Annotated in this window: 19 protein-coding genes; 11 read left to right on the top strand and 8 right to left on the bottom strand. The window is 72.3% G+C overall.

Features of this window, described 5'->3' with window-relative positions; genetic code table 11:
- Positions 1 to 319, bottom strand: a 319-nt coding sequence (locus AB0J39_RS30670; protein WP_363471117.1) for an HTH domain-containing protein, incomplete at its 3' end; no start/stop codon positions are given.
- 71 nt (positions 320 to 390) lie between these two features.
- Between AB0J39_RS30670 and AB0J39_RS30665 the strand changes: the two genes are divergently transcribed.
- Complete coding sequence (locus AB0J39_RS30665) at positions 391 to 1,206, top strand: DeoR/GlpR family DNA-binding transcription regulator (RefSeq protein WP_363471114.1); 816 nt, start codon at positions 391 to 393, stop codon at positions 1,204 to 1,206.
- Here AB0J39_RS30665 and AB0J39_RS30660 read toward each other — a convergent pair.
- Entirely contained in the window at positions 1,199 to 1,336 is a 138-nt protein-coding gene (locus AB0J39_RS30660; protein ID WP_363471111.1) for a hypothetical protein, read from the bottom strand. The genes AB0J39_RS30665 and AB0J39_RS30660 overlap by 8 nt on opposite strands.
- 270 nt (positions 1,337 to 1,606) lie before the next feature.
- Between AB0J39_RS30660 and AB0J39_RS30655 the strand changes: the two genes are divergently transcribed.
- Positions 1,607 to 2,833: an MFS transporter gene (locus tag AB0J39_RS30655; RefSeq protein ID WP_363471109.1), complete on the top strand. Its 1,227-nt coding sequence runs from the start codon at positions 1,607 to 1,609 to the stop codon at positions 2,831 to 2,833.
- A 22-nt stretch (positions 2,834 to 2,855) separates the two neighbouring features.
- Here AB0J39_RS30655 and AB0J39_RS30650 read toward each other — a convergent pair whose 3' ends face one another.
- A complete protein-coding gene (locus AB0J39_RS30650) occupies positions 2,856 to 3,875 on the bottom strand; it encodes a zinc-dependent alcohol dehydrogenase family protein (RefSeq protein ID WP_363471106.1) in 1,020 nt (339 codons plus the stop codon).
- 188 nt (positions 3,876 to 4,063) lie between these two features.
- Between AB0J39_RS30650 and AB0J39_RS30645 the strand changes: the two genes are divergently transcribed.
- Positions 4,064 to 4,324: a GntR family transcriptional regulator gene (locus AB0J39_RS30645; RefSeq protein WP_363471104.1), complete on the top strand. Its 261-nt coding sequence runs from the start codon at positions 4,064 to 4,066 to the stop codon at positions 4,322 to 4,324.
- Between the two features lie 32 nt (positions 4,325 to 4,356).
- Here the strand turns inward: AB0J39_RS30645 and AB0J39_RS30640 are convergent, their stop codons facing one another.
- The 3 genes from AB0J39_RS30640 to AB0J39_RS30630 are packed head-to-tail and all read right to left on the bottom strand — an operon-like array spanning position 4,357 to position 7,096.
- Positions 4,357 to 4,956 carry a GNAT family N-acetyltransferase gene (locus AB0J39_RS30640; RefSeq protein ID WP_363471101.1) on the bottom strand — a complete coding sequence of 200 codons (600 nt, stop codon included), beginning with the start codon at positions 4,954 to 4,956 and terminating at the stop codon, positions 4,357 to 4,359.
- Positions 4,953 to 6,425 carry an APC family permease gene (locus tag AB0J39_RS30635; protein WP_363471099.1) on the bottom strand — a complete coding sequence of 491 codons (1,473 nt, stop codon included), beginning with the start codon at positions 6,423 to 6,425 and terminating at the stop codon, positions 4,953 to 4,955. The genes AB0J39_RS30640 and AB0J39_RS30635 overlap by 4 nt, the downstream gene beginning before the upstream one ends.
- Positions 6,426 to 6,454: 29 nt before the next feature.
- Entirely contained in the window at positions 6,455 to 7,096 is a 642-nt protein-coding gene (locus tag AB0J39_RS30630) for a GPP34 family phosphoprotein (protein ID WP_363471096.1), read from the bottom strand.
- Between the two features lie 379 nt (positions 7,097 to 7,475).
- On the opposite strand from AB0J39_RS30630, the gene AB0J39_RS30625 reads away from it, so the two are divergent.
- Positions 7,476 to 8,012 carry a hypothetical protein gene (locus AB0J39_RS30625; protein WP_363471093.1) on the top strand — a complete coding sequence of 179 codons (537 nt, stop codon included), beginning with the start codon at positions 7,476 to 7,478 and terminating at the stop codon, positions 8,010 to 8,012.
- Positions 8,013 to 8,071: 59 nt separating this feature from the next.
- The gene (locus AB0J39_RS30620; RefSeq protein ID WP_363471090.1) at positions 8,072 to 8,284 is read left to right on the top strand and encodes a DUF3072 domain-containing protein; all 213 of its coding nucleotides are present in this window, start codon (positions 8,072 to 8,074) and stop codon (positions 8,282 to 8,284) included.
- Between the two features lie 61 nt (positions 8,285 to 8,345).
- On the opposite strand, the gene AB0J39_RS30615 is transcribed toward AB0J39_RS30620, so the two are convergent.
- Positions 8,346 to 9,209 (bottom strand): SDR family oxidoreductase, encoded by an 864-nt coding sequence (locus tag AB0J39_RS30615; RefSeq protein ID WP_363471087.1) that lies wholly within the window; start codon positions 9,207 to 9,209, stop codon positions 8,346 to 8,348.
- Positions 9,210 to 9,342: 133 nt separating this feature from the next.
- On the opposite strand from AB0J39_RS30615, the gene AB0J39_RS30610 reads away from it, so the two are divergent.
- Complete coding sequence (locus AB0J39_RS30610; protein WP_363471085.1) at positions 9,343 to 10,959, top strand: pentapeptide repeat-containing protein; 1,617 nt, start codon at positions 9,343 to 9,345, stop codon at positions 10,957 to 10,959.
- Positions 10,960 to 10,975: 16 nt separating this feature from the next.
- Here AB0J39_RS30610 and AB0J39_RS30605 read toward each other — a convergent pair whose 3' ends face one another.
- Positions 10,976 to 11,554, bottom strand: coding sequence for a hypothetical protein (locus AB0J39_RS30605; RefSeq protein ID WP_363471082.1), 579 nt, complete (start codon positions 11,552 to 11,554; stop codon positions 10,976 to 10,978).
- Positions 11,555 to 11,726: 172 nt separating this feature from the next.
- Here AB0J39_RS30605 and AB0J39_RS30600 point away from each other — a divergent pair, with 172 nt between their 5' ends.
- The 5 genes from AB0J39_RS30600 to AB0J39_RS30580 form a co-directional block, all read left to right on the top strand.
- The gene (locus AB0J39_RS30600; protein WP_363471080.1) at positions 11,727 to 12,611 is read left to right on the top strand and encodes an ABC transporter substrate-binding protein; all 885 of its coding nucleotides are present in this window, start codon (positions 11,727 to 11,729) and stop codon (positions 12,609 to 12,611) included.
- On the top strand, positions 12,602 to 13,516 hold the full coding sequence (locus AB0J39_RS30595) for an amino acid ABC transporter permease (RefSeq protein WP_363471077.1): 915 nt from the start codon (positions 12,602 to 12,604) through the stop codon (positions 13,514 to 13,516). Before AB0J39_RS30600 ends, AB0J39_RS30595 begins: the two co-directional genes overlap by 10 nt.
- 47 nt (positions 13,517 to 13,563) lie before the next feature.
- The gene (locus tag AB0J39_RS30590; protein ID WP_346226840.1) at positions 13,564 to 14,316 is read left to right on the top strand and encodes an amino acid ABC transporter ATP-binding protein; all 753 of its coding nucleotides are present in this window, start codon (positions 13,564 to 13,566) and stop codon (positions 14,314 to 14,316) included.
- Positions 14,313 to 15,950 (top strand): D-aminoacylase, encoded by a 1,638-nt coding sequence (locus AB0J39_RS30585; protein WP_363471074.1) that lies wholly within the window; start codon positions 14,313 to 14,315, stop codon positions 15,948 to 15,950. Before AB0J39_RS30590 ends, AB0J39_RS30585 begins: the two co-directional genes overlap by 4 nt.
- 13 nt (positions 15,951 to 15,963) lie before the next feature.
- The coding region (locus AB0J39_RS30580; RefSeq protein ID WP_363471071.1) for a serine hydrolase at positions 15,964 to 16,328 on the top strand (365 nt) is incomplete at its 3' end.

Raw genomic sequence — 16,328 nt, 5'->3', positions numbered from 1 at the left:
CCAGCAGCTTCAGCTCCGCCGCCGCGGCGAAGTCGGCGAGACCCAGCTCGGCGGCCGGGCCCGGCAGGCCTGCCAGGAACAGGGACGACGCCTCCTCCACGGTGAGCCCGTTGAGGCGCGTACGGTAGCCGTCGAGCAGCCGGTATCCACCGAGCGGCCCGCGATCGGCGTAGACGGGCACGCCGGCGGCCGACAGGGCCTCGACGTCGCGGTAGACGGTGCGGACCGACACCTCGAGCTCTTCGGCGATCTCCGTGGCGGTCATCCTGCCGCGGGTTTGCAGCAGGAGCAGCAGGGACAGCAACCGGCTCGCGCGCATCTGACCAGTCTGCCACCTTTACAAAGTAGATTTTATTTGCGTTCGCACATTTGCTGTGTTCAAATGAACACATGGAAAGTGCCGATCGGATCCGGGCAATCATGAACGCGCTGCGCACGACCGACAGCGTCTCCGTGGCGGAACTGGCGCTGGCGTACGGCGTGTCGGAGATGACCATCCGGCGCGACCTGGACGAGCTCGCCCAGCAGGGGGTGGTCCGGCGTGTCCGCGGTGGTGCGCTGAGCCTGCTGCTGCGCGGCGAGGAACCGCCCTTCGGCGTGCGTGAACGGGAGGCGGTCGACGCCAAGCGCCGCATCGGCGCGGAGGTCGCCGCTCTGCTGGCCGACGGCGAGGCCGTGCTGCTGGACGGCGGCACCACCGCGCTCGAAGTCGCCCGGGCCGTGCGGGAGCGCCGCCTGACCGTCCTGCCGCTGGCGCTGCAGGCGGCCCAGGAACTGACGGGCGCCCCCCGCGTCCGCCTCGTCCTGCCCGGCGGGGAGGTGCGGCACGGGGAGTTGAACTTCGTCGGTCCGCTCACCGAGACCTCGATCAGGGCCCTCCGGTTCGACACCGCGGTGATCGGCTGCTGCGGCCTGTCGGCCGAGCACGGCCTGACCGCGCACGACCTGCCCGAGGTGGCGATCAAACAGGCCGCGATCGCCTCGGCGCGCCGCGTCGTCGTCGCCTGCGACTCGGGCAAGTTCACCCGTACGGCCTTCGGGGCGGTCTGCGGGCTCGACCGGCTCGACGTGGTGGTCACCGACGAGGGCATCCCCCGGGACCAGCACGACGCGCTCACCGCCGCCGGCGTCGCCGTGAGGATCGTCCCCGCCTCGGCTCCCATCTCACCCCCCGTGTCGACCGCCGATTCCAGCGCGGTCACCTGAGCGTCGTCTCCTCCCCCGCGCGCTCGCGCCCCAGGCTCGCGTCCACGCCGTACCGGCCCGGGGCGGACGCGAGCACCAGAGGACCACTTCGCTTCCCCGCCGACGCGAACGCCAGGCCCTGCCGGTCCACGGCACCGCGCCGCGAACACCACGCGTGAGCGTTCGCACAGCACGCCCCGCCGTCCGCACACACCGCCCGCACACACCGTCCGCACACACCGTCCGCGACACACCGCCCGCACACACCGTCCGCGACACACCGTCCGCGACACACCGCCCACACGGCAGCGGGCCTTGGCCGGCCCGCGCCGCCTCGGCCCTTTCCTGCCGGGCTCAGCCCGCGCGGGCTGCACAGAAGAACCTTCCACTCCGAACCTCCGGTGCCCCCGAGGAGCACGAAATGGTCGCTGCCCTGTCCGCCCCCACCCACTCAGCGCTCCTACGCGCCCGCGTGGCCGTCTACGGACTGTTCCTGCTGTCCGGCATGGCCATCGGCACGTGGACCAGCAGGATCCCCGCCATCAAGGCGGACCTGCGGCTCAGCGACGGCGCACTCAGCCTGGGACTGCTCGGCATCGCGGCCGGCGCCATCACCGGCATGCAGGTCGTCGGCCGGCTGGTGGACCGTCACGGCAGCTACCGGACCATGCTGCCGATGGCCCTCGTCCAGGGCCTCGTCCTGGTGATCCCCGCCTACATGCCGAGCCTGCCGGCACTCGCGCTGTCCCTGTTCGCGTTCGGCGCGGTGCACGGCACCCTCGACGTGGCCATGAACGCCAACGCCGTCGTGGTCGAGCGGGCCTACGGCAGACCGATCATGTCGTCCTTCCACGCGGTGTTCAGCGTCGGCGGGTTCGCGGGGGCGTCGGCAGGCGGTCTGTTCGCCCACGCCGGGGTGAGCCCGGGAGTGACCTTCGCGGCGATGGGCGCGGTGATCCTGCTCATCGCCCTGCTGAGCGCGCGATGGGCCGCCCGCGACGACCCGGCGCGAGAAGCGGCGCAGGTCGCGTCCCCCGCGACCGGCGGGGCACGGCGGCGCCGGGTCGACAGCGCCGTGCTGTTCCTCGGCGTCCTCGCCTTCTGCTGCCTTGTCGGAGAAGGCGCCTCGGCCGACTGGGGTTCGGTCTACCTGCGCGACAACCTGGGCTCCTCCCCCGGCTTCGCCGCGGCCGCCTACGCCGCGTTCTCGATCACGATGACGGCGGGCCGCTTCGCCGGGGACCGTCTAGCCGCCCGGCTCGGGCCGGTCACGCTGGTCCGCTGCTGCGGAGGGCTGGCCGGGGTGGGCCTCGCGGCCGGGATCCTCGTCGGTCACCCCGTCGCCGGCGTGGTGGGGTTCGGGCTGTTCGGCGCGGGCCTGTCGTGCATCGTCCCCCAGGTGTTCTCGGCCGCCGGGCACCGCGATCCCGCCCAGTCGGGCCGTGCGCTCGCCGCCGTGGCGAGCCTCGGCTACACCGGCTTCCTCACCGGGCCCGTTCTCATCGGCGGCCTGGCCGAGGCGGTCACCCTCCCCTACGCGTTGCTGGTGCCCGCCGTGCTCGCGTTGTTCGTGGCCCTCGCCGCACCCGCGCTGCGCTCGCCCCGGCCGGAGGCCGCGGCCGATCGGGACGCCGAGCCCGCCCGATGACGGCCGCGGGAGCGGTGACCGGTCAGGGCCGGAGCAGCGTCTTGACGGCGCGGCGTTCGTCCATGGCCCGGTAGCCCTCGGCGGCCCGGTCGAGGGGCAGCTCGAGGTCGAAGACCTTGCCGGGGTCGATCGCGCGGTCCCAGATGAGCCGGATGAGCTCGGGCAGGAAGCGGCGGACGGGGGCGGGACCGCCGTGCAGGTGGACGCCGGAGAAGAACAGCTCCTCGCCCGGGATCCGGACGTCGTGGGCGACGCCGACGTAGCCGACGTGGCCACCGGGGCGGGTGGCGCGGATGGCCTGCATCATCGACTCCTGGCTGCCGACCGCCTCGACGGTGGAGTGCGCCCCGAGGCCGCCGGTGAGGTCCTTGAGCGCGGCGACGCCGTCGTCGCCGCGTTCGGCGATGACGTCGGTGGCGCCGAACTCGGTGGCGAGTTTCCGCCGGTCGGCGTGCCTGCTGAAGACGACGATCCGTTCGGCGCCCAGCCGGCGGGCCGCCAGGACGCCCAGGAGGCCGACGGCGCCGTCGCCGACGACCGCCACCGTCTTGCCGGGCCCTGCCTCGGCGGCGACGGCGGCGAACCAGCCGGTGCCCAGCACGTCGGAGGCGGCCAGCAGGGAGGGGATCAGGTCGGGGTGGGGCGTGCCGGGGGTGGCGACCAGGGTGCCGTCGGCCAGCGGGATCCGGGCCAGCTCGGCCTGGGTGCCGATCGCGCCTATCGGCTCGGCGCGGACGCAGCGGGACTGGTAACCGGCCCGGCAGATCTCGCAGGTGTTGTCGGAGGCGAAGAACGACCCGACGACGAAGTCGCCGGCCTTGACGTTCCGCACCTCCGGGCCGGTCTGTTCGACCACTCCGACGTACTCATGGCCCATCGGCTGGTCGTGGACCTTGTCGACACCGCGGTAGGGCCACAGGTCCGATCCGCACACACACGCGGCCGCCACACGGATGATCGCATCGGTCGGCGCCACGATCCGCGGGTCCTCGCGCTCCTCGACCCGGACGTCCCCGGGGCCGTGCATCACCACACCACGCATGGATCCTCACTCCTTCGCCGTCTGCATCGTCAGGCCGACCGGCACGGCCGATCGGCGAACTGGCCTACTACCCATCGAAAGCGCTGGTCAGCCGGGCAGGAAGGCATTGGTGAAAGGCGTACTGACAAGGCACCCCTCCGAACGCGGCCGAGGGGGTTGGACCCGCCGCGCCCGGGCAGGGGTGGGGCGTGTCCGACACCAACGATCCCGAGGAGCCGGTCCCGGCGTACCGGCGGCTCGCGGCGATGCTCCGCGAGGAGATAGTGCGGGGCCGCATCGAACCCGACCGTCCCCTGCCGCCGGAGGAGCGCCTCGTCCGCGAGCGGGGATTCGCCCCCGAGGACGTGCGCCGCGCCGTGGAGGTGCTCAGCGGCGAGGGCCTCGTGTACACGATCGAGGGGCGGGGGGCGTACGTGTCCACCCGCGCCGAGGAGACGGGCGGCGGCTGAGCGGCCGGCCGGCCCGTCCCCACCGGCAGGTGCTATCCGGCGGCGCCGGACGAGCGGGGCTCGCGCCACATGGGATACATGACCGGGCCGCCGGGAATCCGGAGCGGTTCCGGCATGTCGGTGTAGCCGTGGCGGAGGTAGAGCCGCCGGCTCGCCTCGCTGCTGGCCTCCAGGTAGGCCGGGATCCCTTCGGCGTCGAGCCTGCGGTGGTGCTCCTCCAGCAGCAGGCTGCCGAGGCCGCGGCCGGTCCTGCCGCGCTCCAGGGCGATGAACGCCAGGTAGTGGTGCGGCTCATGGGGGTGGAGCTTCTCCATCAACTGTCCGAAGACGCGATAGCGTTCGGCGTTGTCGCCCGCGAAGGACGCGATGGCCTCCTGCTCGCCGGGGATCTCGGGGAACGGCGCGGTGAACCAGACCGCCACACCCGCCAGGTCACCCGATTCGTGGATGCCGTACACGTCGCCGTGCTCCAGCGCGTGCCCGGCCCACATCGTGAAGAACCGCCGCTGCATGGGCAGGCGGTCCTCCGCCCGCGGGATGAGCCACCTGGTGATCTCGTCGACGTGGAACGTGTCGGCGATGAGCCCGCCGGCGGCGTCCGCGTCCGTCATCCGGGTGATCTCGACCGTCATTTCACGCTCCCGCCGACGGCCTGCGCGCCCAGGCCGATGTTGGCGTACACCTCGGGCCGGATCGACCTCAGCACCCGGCCCCAGACGAGACCGAGGATGATCGCGACGACGAAGATGCCGGGCAGGATCCAGCGGAGGACCGAGTCGGGCTCGACTCCGAGGACCGTGTCGAAGTTGACCAGGGTGAGGCCGATGATCACGCAGAGCGCCACGATCGCCAGAGCCGGGGCGATGCGGGTGCGCCAGGTCGTCTCCCCCCGCGAGTCACGCGAGAAGAACACGATCACCGAGATCGAGGTGACGGTGAGCAGGGTCAGCAGCCCGAGACCGCCGAAGGTGCCGAAGATGAAGAACATCTTGGTGACCGGGTCGAGACCGGAGATCGCGTACACGGTGATCACGATCAGCCCGAGCACCGTCTGCAGCAGCGAGCCGGCGATCGGAGCGGCGGTGCGGGCCGAGGTGCGGCCGAAGATCGAGGGAAGGACGTTCTCCCGGCCCAGCGCGAAGATGTAGCGGGCCGTGGTGTTGTGGAAGGCGATCATGCAGGCGATGCTGCTGGTCACGAACAGCACCGAGCCGATCGTCGAGACGGCCGTGCCCATGTGGAGGGCGGCCTGGTTGAAGATGAGACCGGTCCCCTGCTTGGAGGCGGCCTGCACGATCCCGTCCGGCCCGGTCGGCACCGTCTGCGCCCAGGCGGAGAACGAGTACAGCAGGGCGATGATCGCGATGCCCAGGTAGGTGGCGATCGGCACGGTCCGGTGACGGTCCTTGGACTCCTCGGCGAAGACCACCGACGACTCGATGCCGGCGAACCCCGCGACGACGGTGGCGAGCGCCGCGCCCACGCCGGGCACGAACAGGGCGCCGGGGCTGAAACCCTCGAAGCTGATACCGCCCGGGCCCGCGTGCGTCACGTCGCCGAGGTCGAACAGCAGCACGATGGCGATCTCACTGACCAGCAGGACGGACAGGATCTTGCCGTTGACGTCCACCCGCAGCAGCCCGAGCAGGCCGGTCAGCGCCCAGGCCACGAGCGCGATCACCCACCACGGGGGCGAGCCGCCGAACCAGTCGACGAGCAGCGGCTCGGCGGCCGACCCGATGATTCCGTAGAGGCCGAGCTGCAGCGCGTTGTAGGCCAGCAGCGCCACCCACGCGGTCGCGACCCCCTGGGTCCGGCCGAGCCCCTGGGCGGCGTAGGCGTAAAAGGCGCCCGCGTTCACCACGTGCCTGGCCATGGTCACATATCCGACGGCGAAGAGCGCGAAGACGGCGCCCAGCAGCAGGAACGCGAACGGGACGCCGATGACGCCCGTCACCGTGTACGCCGTCGGGACCGAACCCGCGACGACCATCAGCGGCGCCGCCGCGGAGATGACGAAGAACACGATGGACGGCACGCCGAGCCGGTCCTCGGCCAGTGCGGCGTTGACGACGCTGGGCCGTTGCTCTGTGAGGGACACCTGGAACTCCGTGTGAGGGGGGGCGGAGGTCACCGGCGGCTGATGACAGCCTCGCCGACGGCGACCTTGGTCTGGGCGATGAGTCGCTGCAGGGCTACGGGGAGCGTGGCGGTCGCGGCGGACACGAACCGGGGATCGTGCTCGGACAGGACCCGCTGTGCGCAGCCGGCCGCGGCCAGGAGCCCCAGCAGGACGCAGTCCCGGACCGCCGGCGGATTGCGCCGCCGCACGGCGAGGTTCAGCCGCGCGAGCGGCCACGCGGCCGTGTTGATGTCCGCCGGGGCCGCGGGCTGCTGCTTCAGCAGGTGCCTGACCGGCGGCTTCAGCAGGTTCGCGGCGATCATCCGGGCGGTGACGTCGGCGTGAATGGTCCGGGCGAAGAAGCGCAGCCACGTGCCGACCGGGTGGTGCGGTTCGGCGATGACGTGACCGAGCACCGTGCGGGTGAGCGGGTCCCCGGTGGCCTCCCGGACTGTCGCGTGGAGGCGCTCGGGATCCGAGGCGAAGTCGAACGCCACGCGCTCGGCGAGCATCAGCTCGGCGAGGACCGCGCCGGCCAGCGTCAGGCCCGTGAGCCGGGGATGAAGCAACGGATGACCCGTCACATCGTCGTGCAGGACAAAGTACAGATCATCGACAAGGGACGGGCTCGAAAGATCGCTTTCAGCCACGGTCGGCGATCATATAGGCGAATTGTTTCATCTGTCATCGCACGAAATCGCATTGTGTGGGCGACTACGCATTTCTCCGCCCGATACTCAAATTATGCCAACCGGAATGCGCTTTTCGGGTAATGCGATTACGGTCCGTCGCACCGGCGGGTGCGGAACGTGTCAGCGGATCAGGACATTCACCAGGATCGTGAGCAGGATCGACGCGACGATCGAGATGACGACCATCATTAGGCAGCCCGACGCTCCCCCGAGTGGCCGAATCTTGAAATTTCCTGGCATGGCATCCCCTCCGCTGCTGCTCGATGTGCGCCTACCCTCGACCCGCAGGCCGAACCGAGCGCGGTTTGTCCGTTTTGCGGCCGGGCATCGTCGGCCTATGACGACCCAGGACGACAGGGGCGCGACGGCTCTGGCCCGCGCCCACGGGCTCTTCAACATCGCGGGCGGGCTGTGGCCGCTCCTGCACCTGCCGAGCTTCGAGAAGGTGTTCGGCGCGAAGACCGACCGGTGGCTGGAACGCACCGTCGCCGGGCTGCTCGTCGGGATCGGCTGGACGCAGGTCCGCGCCGCGTCCGCACCCGGCGGCGCCGACCACGCGCGCCGTCTCGGCATGGCCACGGCGGCGGCGCTGCTCGCCGTCGACCTGGTCTACGTGCCCACGGGCCGCATCCGGCCCGCCTATCTCCTCGACGCGGCGGCCGAGGCGATGTGGCTGCGCGCCTGGCGGGCCCGGGCCGTACGGCCGGAGCCTCCGTCCACCCGGGGCGGCTCGGCGTTCGCCGCGGCGGCGGCGCTGGCCGCGGGCTGTGCCACGGGCGCCGTGCTGGCCACGCGGATGCTGCGGCGGCGGTCGGAGGCCGGCGACTCCGAGCTCACCCGGGCCCGCTACCTGCGCCATCCCGCGGCGCGGTGAGCCGGGTTACGGGCCACGACGACGGGTAGAGCGAACGGCAGTTCGACAATGGAGGAGTCATGGACCGAGGACCTGTGGAGAAGGACCCCGAGGAGTGGGCGACGGGGGACGAGCCGATGACCGCGCCGCAGGAGTCCTACCTGCGCACGCTGGCCAGGGAGGCCGGGCGGGACGTGCCGGAGGGACTCAGCAAGGCCGAGGCCTCCAAGCTGATCGACGAGCTGCAGGACCAGAGCCGCCGCCTGAACGACAGCCTGAACGACAACGGGTGAGCGGACCCGAAGGGACGCCCGGGGAGGACCCCGGGCGTCCCATCGGCACGCGCGGGCGCCGTCACCCGGGCAGTGTCTCGCCGCCGATCGGGGCGAGGACCTCTCCCGTGTAGTACGACGACAGCCGGTTGGCGGCGAAGAACACGTACGAGGGAGCGATCTCGTCCGGGTCGGCCGGCCGGCCCATCGGCACCTGCTGACCGAACTTGTCCACCTTCTCCTCCGGGAACGTGGCCGGGATGAGCGGCGTCCAGACCGGCCCGGGGGCCACGGCGTTGATCCTGATCCCCCGTTCGACCAGCACCTGGGCCATCGAGTAGGTGAACGCGTTGATCGCGCCCTTGGTCGCGGAGTAGTCGATCAGCTGCTTGTTGCCGCGCAGCCCGTTGATCGACGAGGTGTTCACGATCGAGCCGCCCTCGGGCATGTGCCGCAGCGCCGCCTTGGTGACGCGGAAGTAGCTGTGGATGTTGACCGCGAAGGTCCGCTCCCACTGGTCGTCCGGCAGCTCTTCCAGCGACTGCACGGGGGTCTGCCTGGCCACGTTGTTCACCAGCACGTCGATCCCGCCGAGCTCGCGGACCGTGCGCTCGACGACCTCCTCGCAGTGGCGGGGATCGGCGAGGTCGCCCGGGATGATCACACAGCGGCGCCCCTCCTGCTCCACCAGCTTCCTGGTGTGCTCGGCGTCCTCGTGCTCGGTCAGGTACGCGATCGCGACGTCCGCCCCCTCCTTGGCGAACGCCACGGCCACGGCCCGCCCGATGCCGGAGTCCCCGCCGGTGACGAGCGCACGCTTGCCGGCCAGCAGGTCGCGTCCGGTGTAGTCGCGCATCTCGTCCCTGGGCTCGGGCGTCATCTCGCCCGTCCGGCCGGGGTACTGCTGCGTCTGCGGTGGCGGTGTGGAGTTCGGCTGCTCAGACATGCACGTCGGGTACCCCCGGCCCGCCAGGGCAAACGGCCGCCGACGAGCCCCGGGACGATCGCAATCGATACACAGTGTTACCTATCCATCACGCTTTAACGCCCCGAGATGGGACATCGGGTATGACGTTGCCATGACACCCCGGTCGCGGATCGCTCCGCTCGACGTGGTCTGGAGAACGTGCGACGCCGTGCCCGAGTGCCTCGGCGTCGTCTGCGAGCCGTACGGCAGGTGCCTGGCGCACCTCACGCCGGCCGAGTCGGCCGAGATCCTGCGGGGCCTGGCGCCGGGTCAGTCCCTCGACCTGCGTGGCACCGTCCTGCCGGAGGATCTGCTCACGCGGGTCCTCGACGGCGTGGAGCGCCGTCTCGGCCGGGCCAGATTCGACCGCGCGGTCTTCACCGGCCCGGCCCGCTTCGCCGAGGTCGTCTTCGCCGGCGACGCGACCTTCGAGCACGCCGCGTTCGAGCGTCTCGCCTCGTTCTACGGAGCCCGGTTCCTGCGCAACGTCTCCTTCCGCGAGGCCAGGTTCCTGCGCGAGTTGTCCCTGCACGACGCGCGGGTGTGCGGCCACTCGGCGTTCGACCGGGTCATGGTGCGCGGCGACGCCCTGTTCGGTGGGGCACGGTTCGGCGGGGCGCCTCCGGAAAGGGCGGGGACGGCGTCGTTCCGGGGCGCGCGGTTCCACGGGTTCGCCGCGTTCGACGCGGCCGTCTTCCACGGGGAGGCAGCCTTCCGCGGGGCCCGGTTCCACCGGGCCGTCTCCTTCCGCGGCTCGGACTGTGAGGCGGGCGCCGACTTCCAGGGCGCCCGCTTCGAGGGGGCGGCCTACCTCGGCCCGATGCGGATCGTGCGGCGGCTGTCGCTGGCGGGCGTACGGGCCCGCGCGCCGTTGCACCTCGACACCGGCATGGACACCGGCATGGACACCGGCATGGACACCGGTACCGGAAGGGACACCGGCGGGTGCCGGGTGGTGCTGCGCTCGGCCGTTCTCGGCCGGCTCACCGCGCGGCTGTCCGACGCCGAGGTCGACCTGCGGGACGCGACGCTGGCCGGGCCGTCCGCCGTCACCCGTCGCGCGGGCCGGCTGCGCGTGACCTCGCTCGACGGCCTCGACGCGGACGCGCTCACGCTTACCGGCGCCGACCTGCGCGGGTGCGGTCTCGGCGGGCTGCGCCGTCCCGAGGGCCTGCGCCTGCGGGAGTGCCTGTTCGCCGCGCCGCCGGGCGGGCTCGGGCTGCGGCTGGGCTGGCCGCCCGTACGGTGGTGGAGCCGCCGCCGGGTCATCGCCGACGAGCGCCTGTGGCGGGGCTGGCCGCCGGAGGCGGATGGGCACACCGCCGTCCCCGCCGCGGACCCGGCACCCGGCCCCGCGCCCGGCCCCGCGCCCGGCCTCGCGCCCGATCCGGCGCGCCTGGCGGCCGTGTACGAGCGGCTGCGGCCGGGCGTCGACGACGCGCGGGTGGCGGCCGACTTCGCGTTCGGCGCGATGGAGATGCGGCGGCTGGGCAGTGCGCGCGGCCGGGCCAGGGTGCTGCTGTCGCTGTACTGGCTCGCCTGCGGGTACGGCCTGCGCGCGGGGCGGGCCCTCGGGTGGCTCACGCTGGTGGCGGCTCTCGCCGCGGGCGCGGTGTGCTGGACCGCCATGGCGCGCCCGGCGGGCAAGCACGGTGTCCAGCGTGCCCGGGTCGCGGTCGTACGGCCCGCGGCGTCCGCCTCCCGCCCCGCGCACGGAACCGGAGGCTGAGCGGACGGCCGCTCGATCAGCCCCAGGTGGCGTTCCTCAGGATGCCGGGCAGCCCCTTGTGGCCCCACAGGTCCGCCACCAGGATCCTCTGGGCCGGCAGGTACCACTCCCGCTGTGTGAACGTCACCTTCCGCCCCGAGCTGCCCTGCGGTTCGCAGTAGTCGGGCCAGGTGACGTACCTGGCCGTGTGTCCCCGCCCGGCCTTCCGCAGCCCCCTCGAACTCGGCTTGTTCCCGAACACCACCGGAGTGAGGCCCGCGAAGGGGCACAGCGGCTCGGAGAGCGTCGGGATGTACTGGGTCTTCCCGGTGTAGCCCCAGTAGCGCAGCGTCTTGGGGCCGACCAGCCAGAAGCCCTTGCAGTCGGCGTAGTAGTACTCGGGGTCGGCGCACGCGCCGGTGATCACCCGGACCGTGTCCCCGTAACGGCGGACCTTCCACGCGGACGGGATCGTCAGGTGCATGCCGCGGAAGGAGAGGGTCGTGGCACCCGGCGAACTCCCGGCCGGCGCCTGCGCCGCGGCCGAGGCGGCGGCGGGGGCGGCCAGCACGGCGAGGGCGGACACGGCGGCCAGAGCAGGAGATCGTTTCCTCATGCCCGCACGCTAACGATCACGACTTGTGGCCCACTTGCAACCGGCTCTCCGGCGGCGCGCGCTCATGAGCATCGAAATCTTCGATGCTCAGGGCCGCAAGCCTTCACGAGTGTTACAGCCGTTACCTCCCGTCGCCAGCATAAGCTCAATCGTTCGCAAACCAGGAGGTTCCATGACAAAGCGCCTTTATGCGGCCATAGTTGGCGCGCTGATGGTGTCGGCGCTCGCCGGTGGCTGCGGGCGTTCGTCGTCCGGGACCGCCGCGGGCGAGAACGCGGCGGCGACGACGGGCAAGACGGCCAAGGACCTGGTCCCCGAGGACGTGCGCAAGACGGGCACGCTGCGGGTCGCCACGTCGGAGGGCTACCCCCCGATGGAGATGTACAAGGAGGGCACCCAGGAGCTCACCGGGGTCGACCCCGATCTCGGCGCGGCCATCGCGGCCAAGCTCGGGCTGAAGTTCTCGATCACCAACGCGGCCTTCGACGGGCTCATCCCCGGCCTGCAGGGCGGGCGCTGGGACATCGTGATGTCCTCGATGAGCGACACCGAGGAGCGGCGCGCGGCGGTCGACTTCGTCGACTACTTCAACGCCGGCGGCGCCATCATGGTGAAGAAGGGCAACCCCGACGCCATCAAGAACCTCGAGGACCTGTGCGGCCGCACGGTGGTGCTGGCCAAGGGCAGCTCCAACCTCGCCATCGGCGAGAAGCAGAACGAGAAGTGCGCCACGAAGATGAAGATCATGCAGAGCGAGGACGCGCCCACCGGTCTGCTGTCGATCGACTCCGGGCGCGCGGTCGCCACGATCGTGGACTACCCCGTCGCCGTCATGTACGCCAAGGACACCGGCAAGTACGACGTGCTGCCCGAGCAGTACGACGCCGGGCCGTGGGGCATCGCCATCGACAAGCGCAAGACGGCGCTGCGCGACGCGGTCGCTAAGGCGATGGAGGAGCTCCAGGCCGACGGCGGCTACAAGGCCGTGCTCGACGAGTACGGCGTGACGGCCAACGCCGTCGACGGCGTGCTGGTCAACACCCAGCCGTGGAAGTGACCCGCGAGCAGGAGGCCGCCGCCGAGCTGCCGATCGAGGCCGTGCGTCCCGTGCGGCCCGGCCGGTGGCTCGGGGCGGCCGCCGCCCTCCTCTTCCTGGTCTGGCTGGCCTACACGGTCATCGTCAACGAGAACCTGCACTGGGACGTCATCGTCGCCTACCTGACCGACGGCAGGATCCTCGGCGGTCTGTGGGTCACGATCCAGCTCACCGTGCTGTCCATGGCCATCGGCCTGGTGCTCGGGGTGCTCGCCGCCGTCATGCAGCTGTCGGACAACCCCGTGCTGCGCGGCACGTCCGCGCTCTACACGTGGTTCTTCCGCGGCACGCCGCTGCTGGTGCAGCTCATCTTCTGGTTCAACATCGGGCTGGTCTTCCCCGCCTTCGCCATCGGCGTCCCGTTCGGCGGGCCCAAGCTGATCGAATGGCAGGCCAACGAGGTCATCACCCCGTTCACCGCGGCGCTGCTCGGCCTGGCCATCAACGAGGGCGCGTACATGGCGGAGATCGTCCGCGCGGGCATCCGCTCGGTCGACCCCGGCCAGCGGGAGGCGGCCGAGTCGCTCGGCATGTCGCACGGGCAGGTGCTGCGCCGCGTGGTGCTGCCGCAGGCCATGCGGGTGATCATCCCGCCGACCGGCAACCAGTTCATCTCGATGCTGAAGACCACCTCGATGGTCTCGGTGATCGCGGGGGCCGAGTTGCTGACCGTGGCGCAGCGCATCTACCTCGGCAACTTCGAGGTCATCGCGATGCTCGTGGTCGCCTCGATCTGGTACGTCGTGCTCACCACGATCGCGAGCGTCGGCCAGCACTTCGTGGAGAAGCGGTTCGAACGCGGCCACGTGCGGCTGTCCTCCCGGGTCCGCCGCAACCTGCGGCCCCTGCAGAAGGAGCCCTCATGAGTGAGCGGAGCGGGCGAATCAGTGAGCACAGCGGTCTCGACCAGCCGATGGTGCGCGTCCGCGCGGTCCGCAAGCGGTTCGGCGCGCTGGAGGTGCTCAAGGGCATCGACCTCGACGTCCCCGCCGGCGAGGTGGTGTGCATCGTCGGCCCGTCGGGATCGGGCAAGTCGACCCTGCTGCGCTGCGTCAACCGCCTGGAGACGATCGACTCGGGCCGGATCTGGGTGAACGGCGAGCTGATGGGCTACGCCGAGCGCGGCGGCCGGCTGCACGCGCTGCGCCCGGCCGAGCTGTCCCGGCAGCGGCGCGGCATCGGCATGGTGTTCCAGCGCTTCCACCTGTTCCCGCACCGCACCGCCATCGAGAACGTCATGGAGGGGCCAGTCACCGTGCTGGGCACGCGCGCCGCCCAGGCCAGACGGCAGGCGGAGGAGCTGCTCGAACGGGTCGGCCTGGCCGACCGCGCCCACCACTACCCGGCCCAGCTGTCCGGCGGTCAGCAGCAGCGGGTGGCCATCGCCCGCAGCCTCGCCATGCGGCCCAGCCTGATGCTGTTCGACGAGCCGACCAGCGCGCTCGACCCCGAGCTGGTGCAGGAGGTGCTGGCCGTCATGCGGGACCTGGCGGCGACCGGCATGACCATGATGGTCGTCACCCACGAGATGAACTTCGCCCGCGAGGTCGGCGACCAGCTCGTGTTCATGGACGACGGCGTCATCGTCGAGCGCGGCGACCCGCGCGAGGTGCTCTCCGCGCCCCGCCACGAGCGGCTGCGCACCTTCCTCGGGCAGGTCCGGTGACCGGCTTCGACCTGCTCATCCGGGGCGGCCTGCTGGTGGACGGCACGGGCCGCCCCGGACGGCCCGCCGACGTCGGCGTGGCCGCCGGGCGGCTGACCGTGCTGGCCCCGGGCGAGGCCCTCCGCACGGGCGGCGCGGCCGAGGTGATCGACGCGCGCGGGCGCGTCGTCTCCCCCGGCTTCGTCGACGTGCACACGCACTCCGACGGCGTCACGCTGCTCGGCCGGTCCGGCGACGGCTCCGACGGCTCCGACGGCGGCTCCGGCAGGGCGCTGGTGCGGGCGTCGGTGCTGCAGGGCGTCACCACCGAGATCTGCGGCAACTGCGGGTCCGGTCTCTTCCCGGCCCTGCCGGAGCGGCTGCCGGCCATGCGCGCCGAGGCGCGGATCACCTTCGGCGGCGACGTCGGCGTGTACGCCGACTTCGCGGGTTTCGCCGCCGCGCACGCGCGGGTGCCCCGGGCCAACCACCTGACCTCGCTGGTCGGCCACGGCACGCTCAGGGCGGGCGTGCTCGGCCCGGTCGACCGGCCCGCCCGGCCCGCCGAGCTGCGCACGATGTGCGCGCTGCTCGACGCCTCGCTGTCGCAGGGCGCGGCCGGGCTGTCCACCGGCCTCATCTACACCCCCGGCTCGTACGCCGGGACCGACGAGGTCGTGGCGCTGGCCGCGGTGGCCGCCCGGCACGGCAAGCCGTACGTCACCCACCTGCGCGACGAGATGTCACGCGTGGAGGAGGCGCTGGAGGAGGCGATCGAGATCTCCCGGCGCAGCGGCGCGGCGCTGCACGTCTCGCACCACAAGACCGCGGGGCGGTACGCCTGGGGACGCACCGAGCGCACCCTGCCGCGCATCGCCGCGCTGCGGGCCGAGGGGATGGACGTCACCTGTGACGTCTACCCCTACACGGCGGGCAGCACGGCGCTGGCCGCCATGCTGCCGCCCTGGGCCAACGACGGCGGGCTGGGGGCGCTCACGGCGCGGCTCGGCGACCCCGCCGAGCGGGACAGGATGCGCCGGGCCATCGCGGAGGGCGTGCCCGGCTGGGAGAACACCGTGGGCAACGGCGGCTGGGACCGCATCTCGATCGCCTGCGCCCCCCGCCATCCGCTGGCCGAGGGCAGGACCATCGCCGACCTCGCGGCCTCGGCCGGCGCCGACCCCCTCGACATGGCCGCCGACCTGCTGGTCGCCGAGGCGGGCGAGGTGACGATCATCAGCCACTCCATGGTCGAGGAGGACGTGCGGCGGGTGCTGGCCGCGCCGTACACGATGATCGGTTCCGACGGCGTGCCGAAGCCGGGCGGGCGTCCGCACCCGCGCTGGGCCGGGACGTTCCCCCGGGTGCTCGGGCGGTACGTCCGGGAGCTGGGGCTGCTCGGGCTGGAGGAGGCGGTGCACAAGATGACCGGGATGGCCGCGGCCCGTTTCGGGCTGACCGGGCGCGGGGTGATCCGCGACGGCGCGCACGCCGACCTGGTGGTCTTCGACCCCGCGGCGGTGGCCGACCTGGCGACGTTCACCGAGCCGCTGCTGCCGCCCGCCGGGATCGACGTGGTCGTCGCGGGTGGTCAGGTGGTGGTGCGCGACGGCGCGGAGACCGGCGCGCGTCCGGGTTCGGTGCTGGCGTTGTGAAGGGGATGACGTGGTGAGCGGAAAGGACGCCGTCGGCGTGCCGGGGGCGGCGCGGCTGGCGGAGGCGGCGGCCGCCTGTCCGGGCACGCTGGCGGTCTGCGTTCCCGGCCTGCTCGGGGTGAACGAGGACGTGGTGCTGCCGCTGGCCAGCACGGGCAAGGTGCTGCTGCTGGCGGCGCTCGCCCAGGACGTGGCGGCGGGCGTCGTGGACCCGGACGAGCCGGTGCCGCTGCTCGATGAGGACTACGCGGGCGGGTCGGGGTTGCTGGCCGGCCTTTCGGCCCGCGTCTGGACGGCCGGCGACCTCGCGCTGCTCACCGCCTCCGTGAGCGACAACACCGCGACGAACGCGCTGCTGCGGCGGCTCGGCCTCGGCCG

The organism is Microbispora sp. NPDC049633, from assembly GCF_040675265.1.
Taxonomy (GTDB): Bacteria; Actinomycetota; Actinomycetes; order Streptosporangiales; family Streptosporangiaceae; genus Microbispora; species Microbispora maris.
Note: the sequence above shows the minus strand (reverse complement) of the source record. Positions and strands in the feature narration are given on the sequence as shown.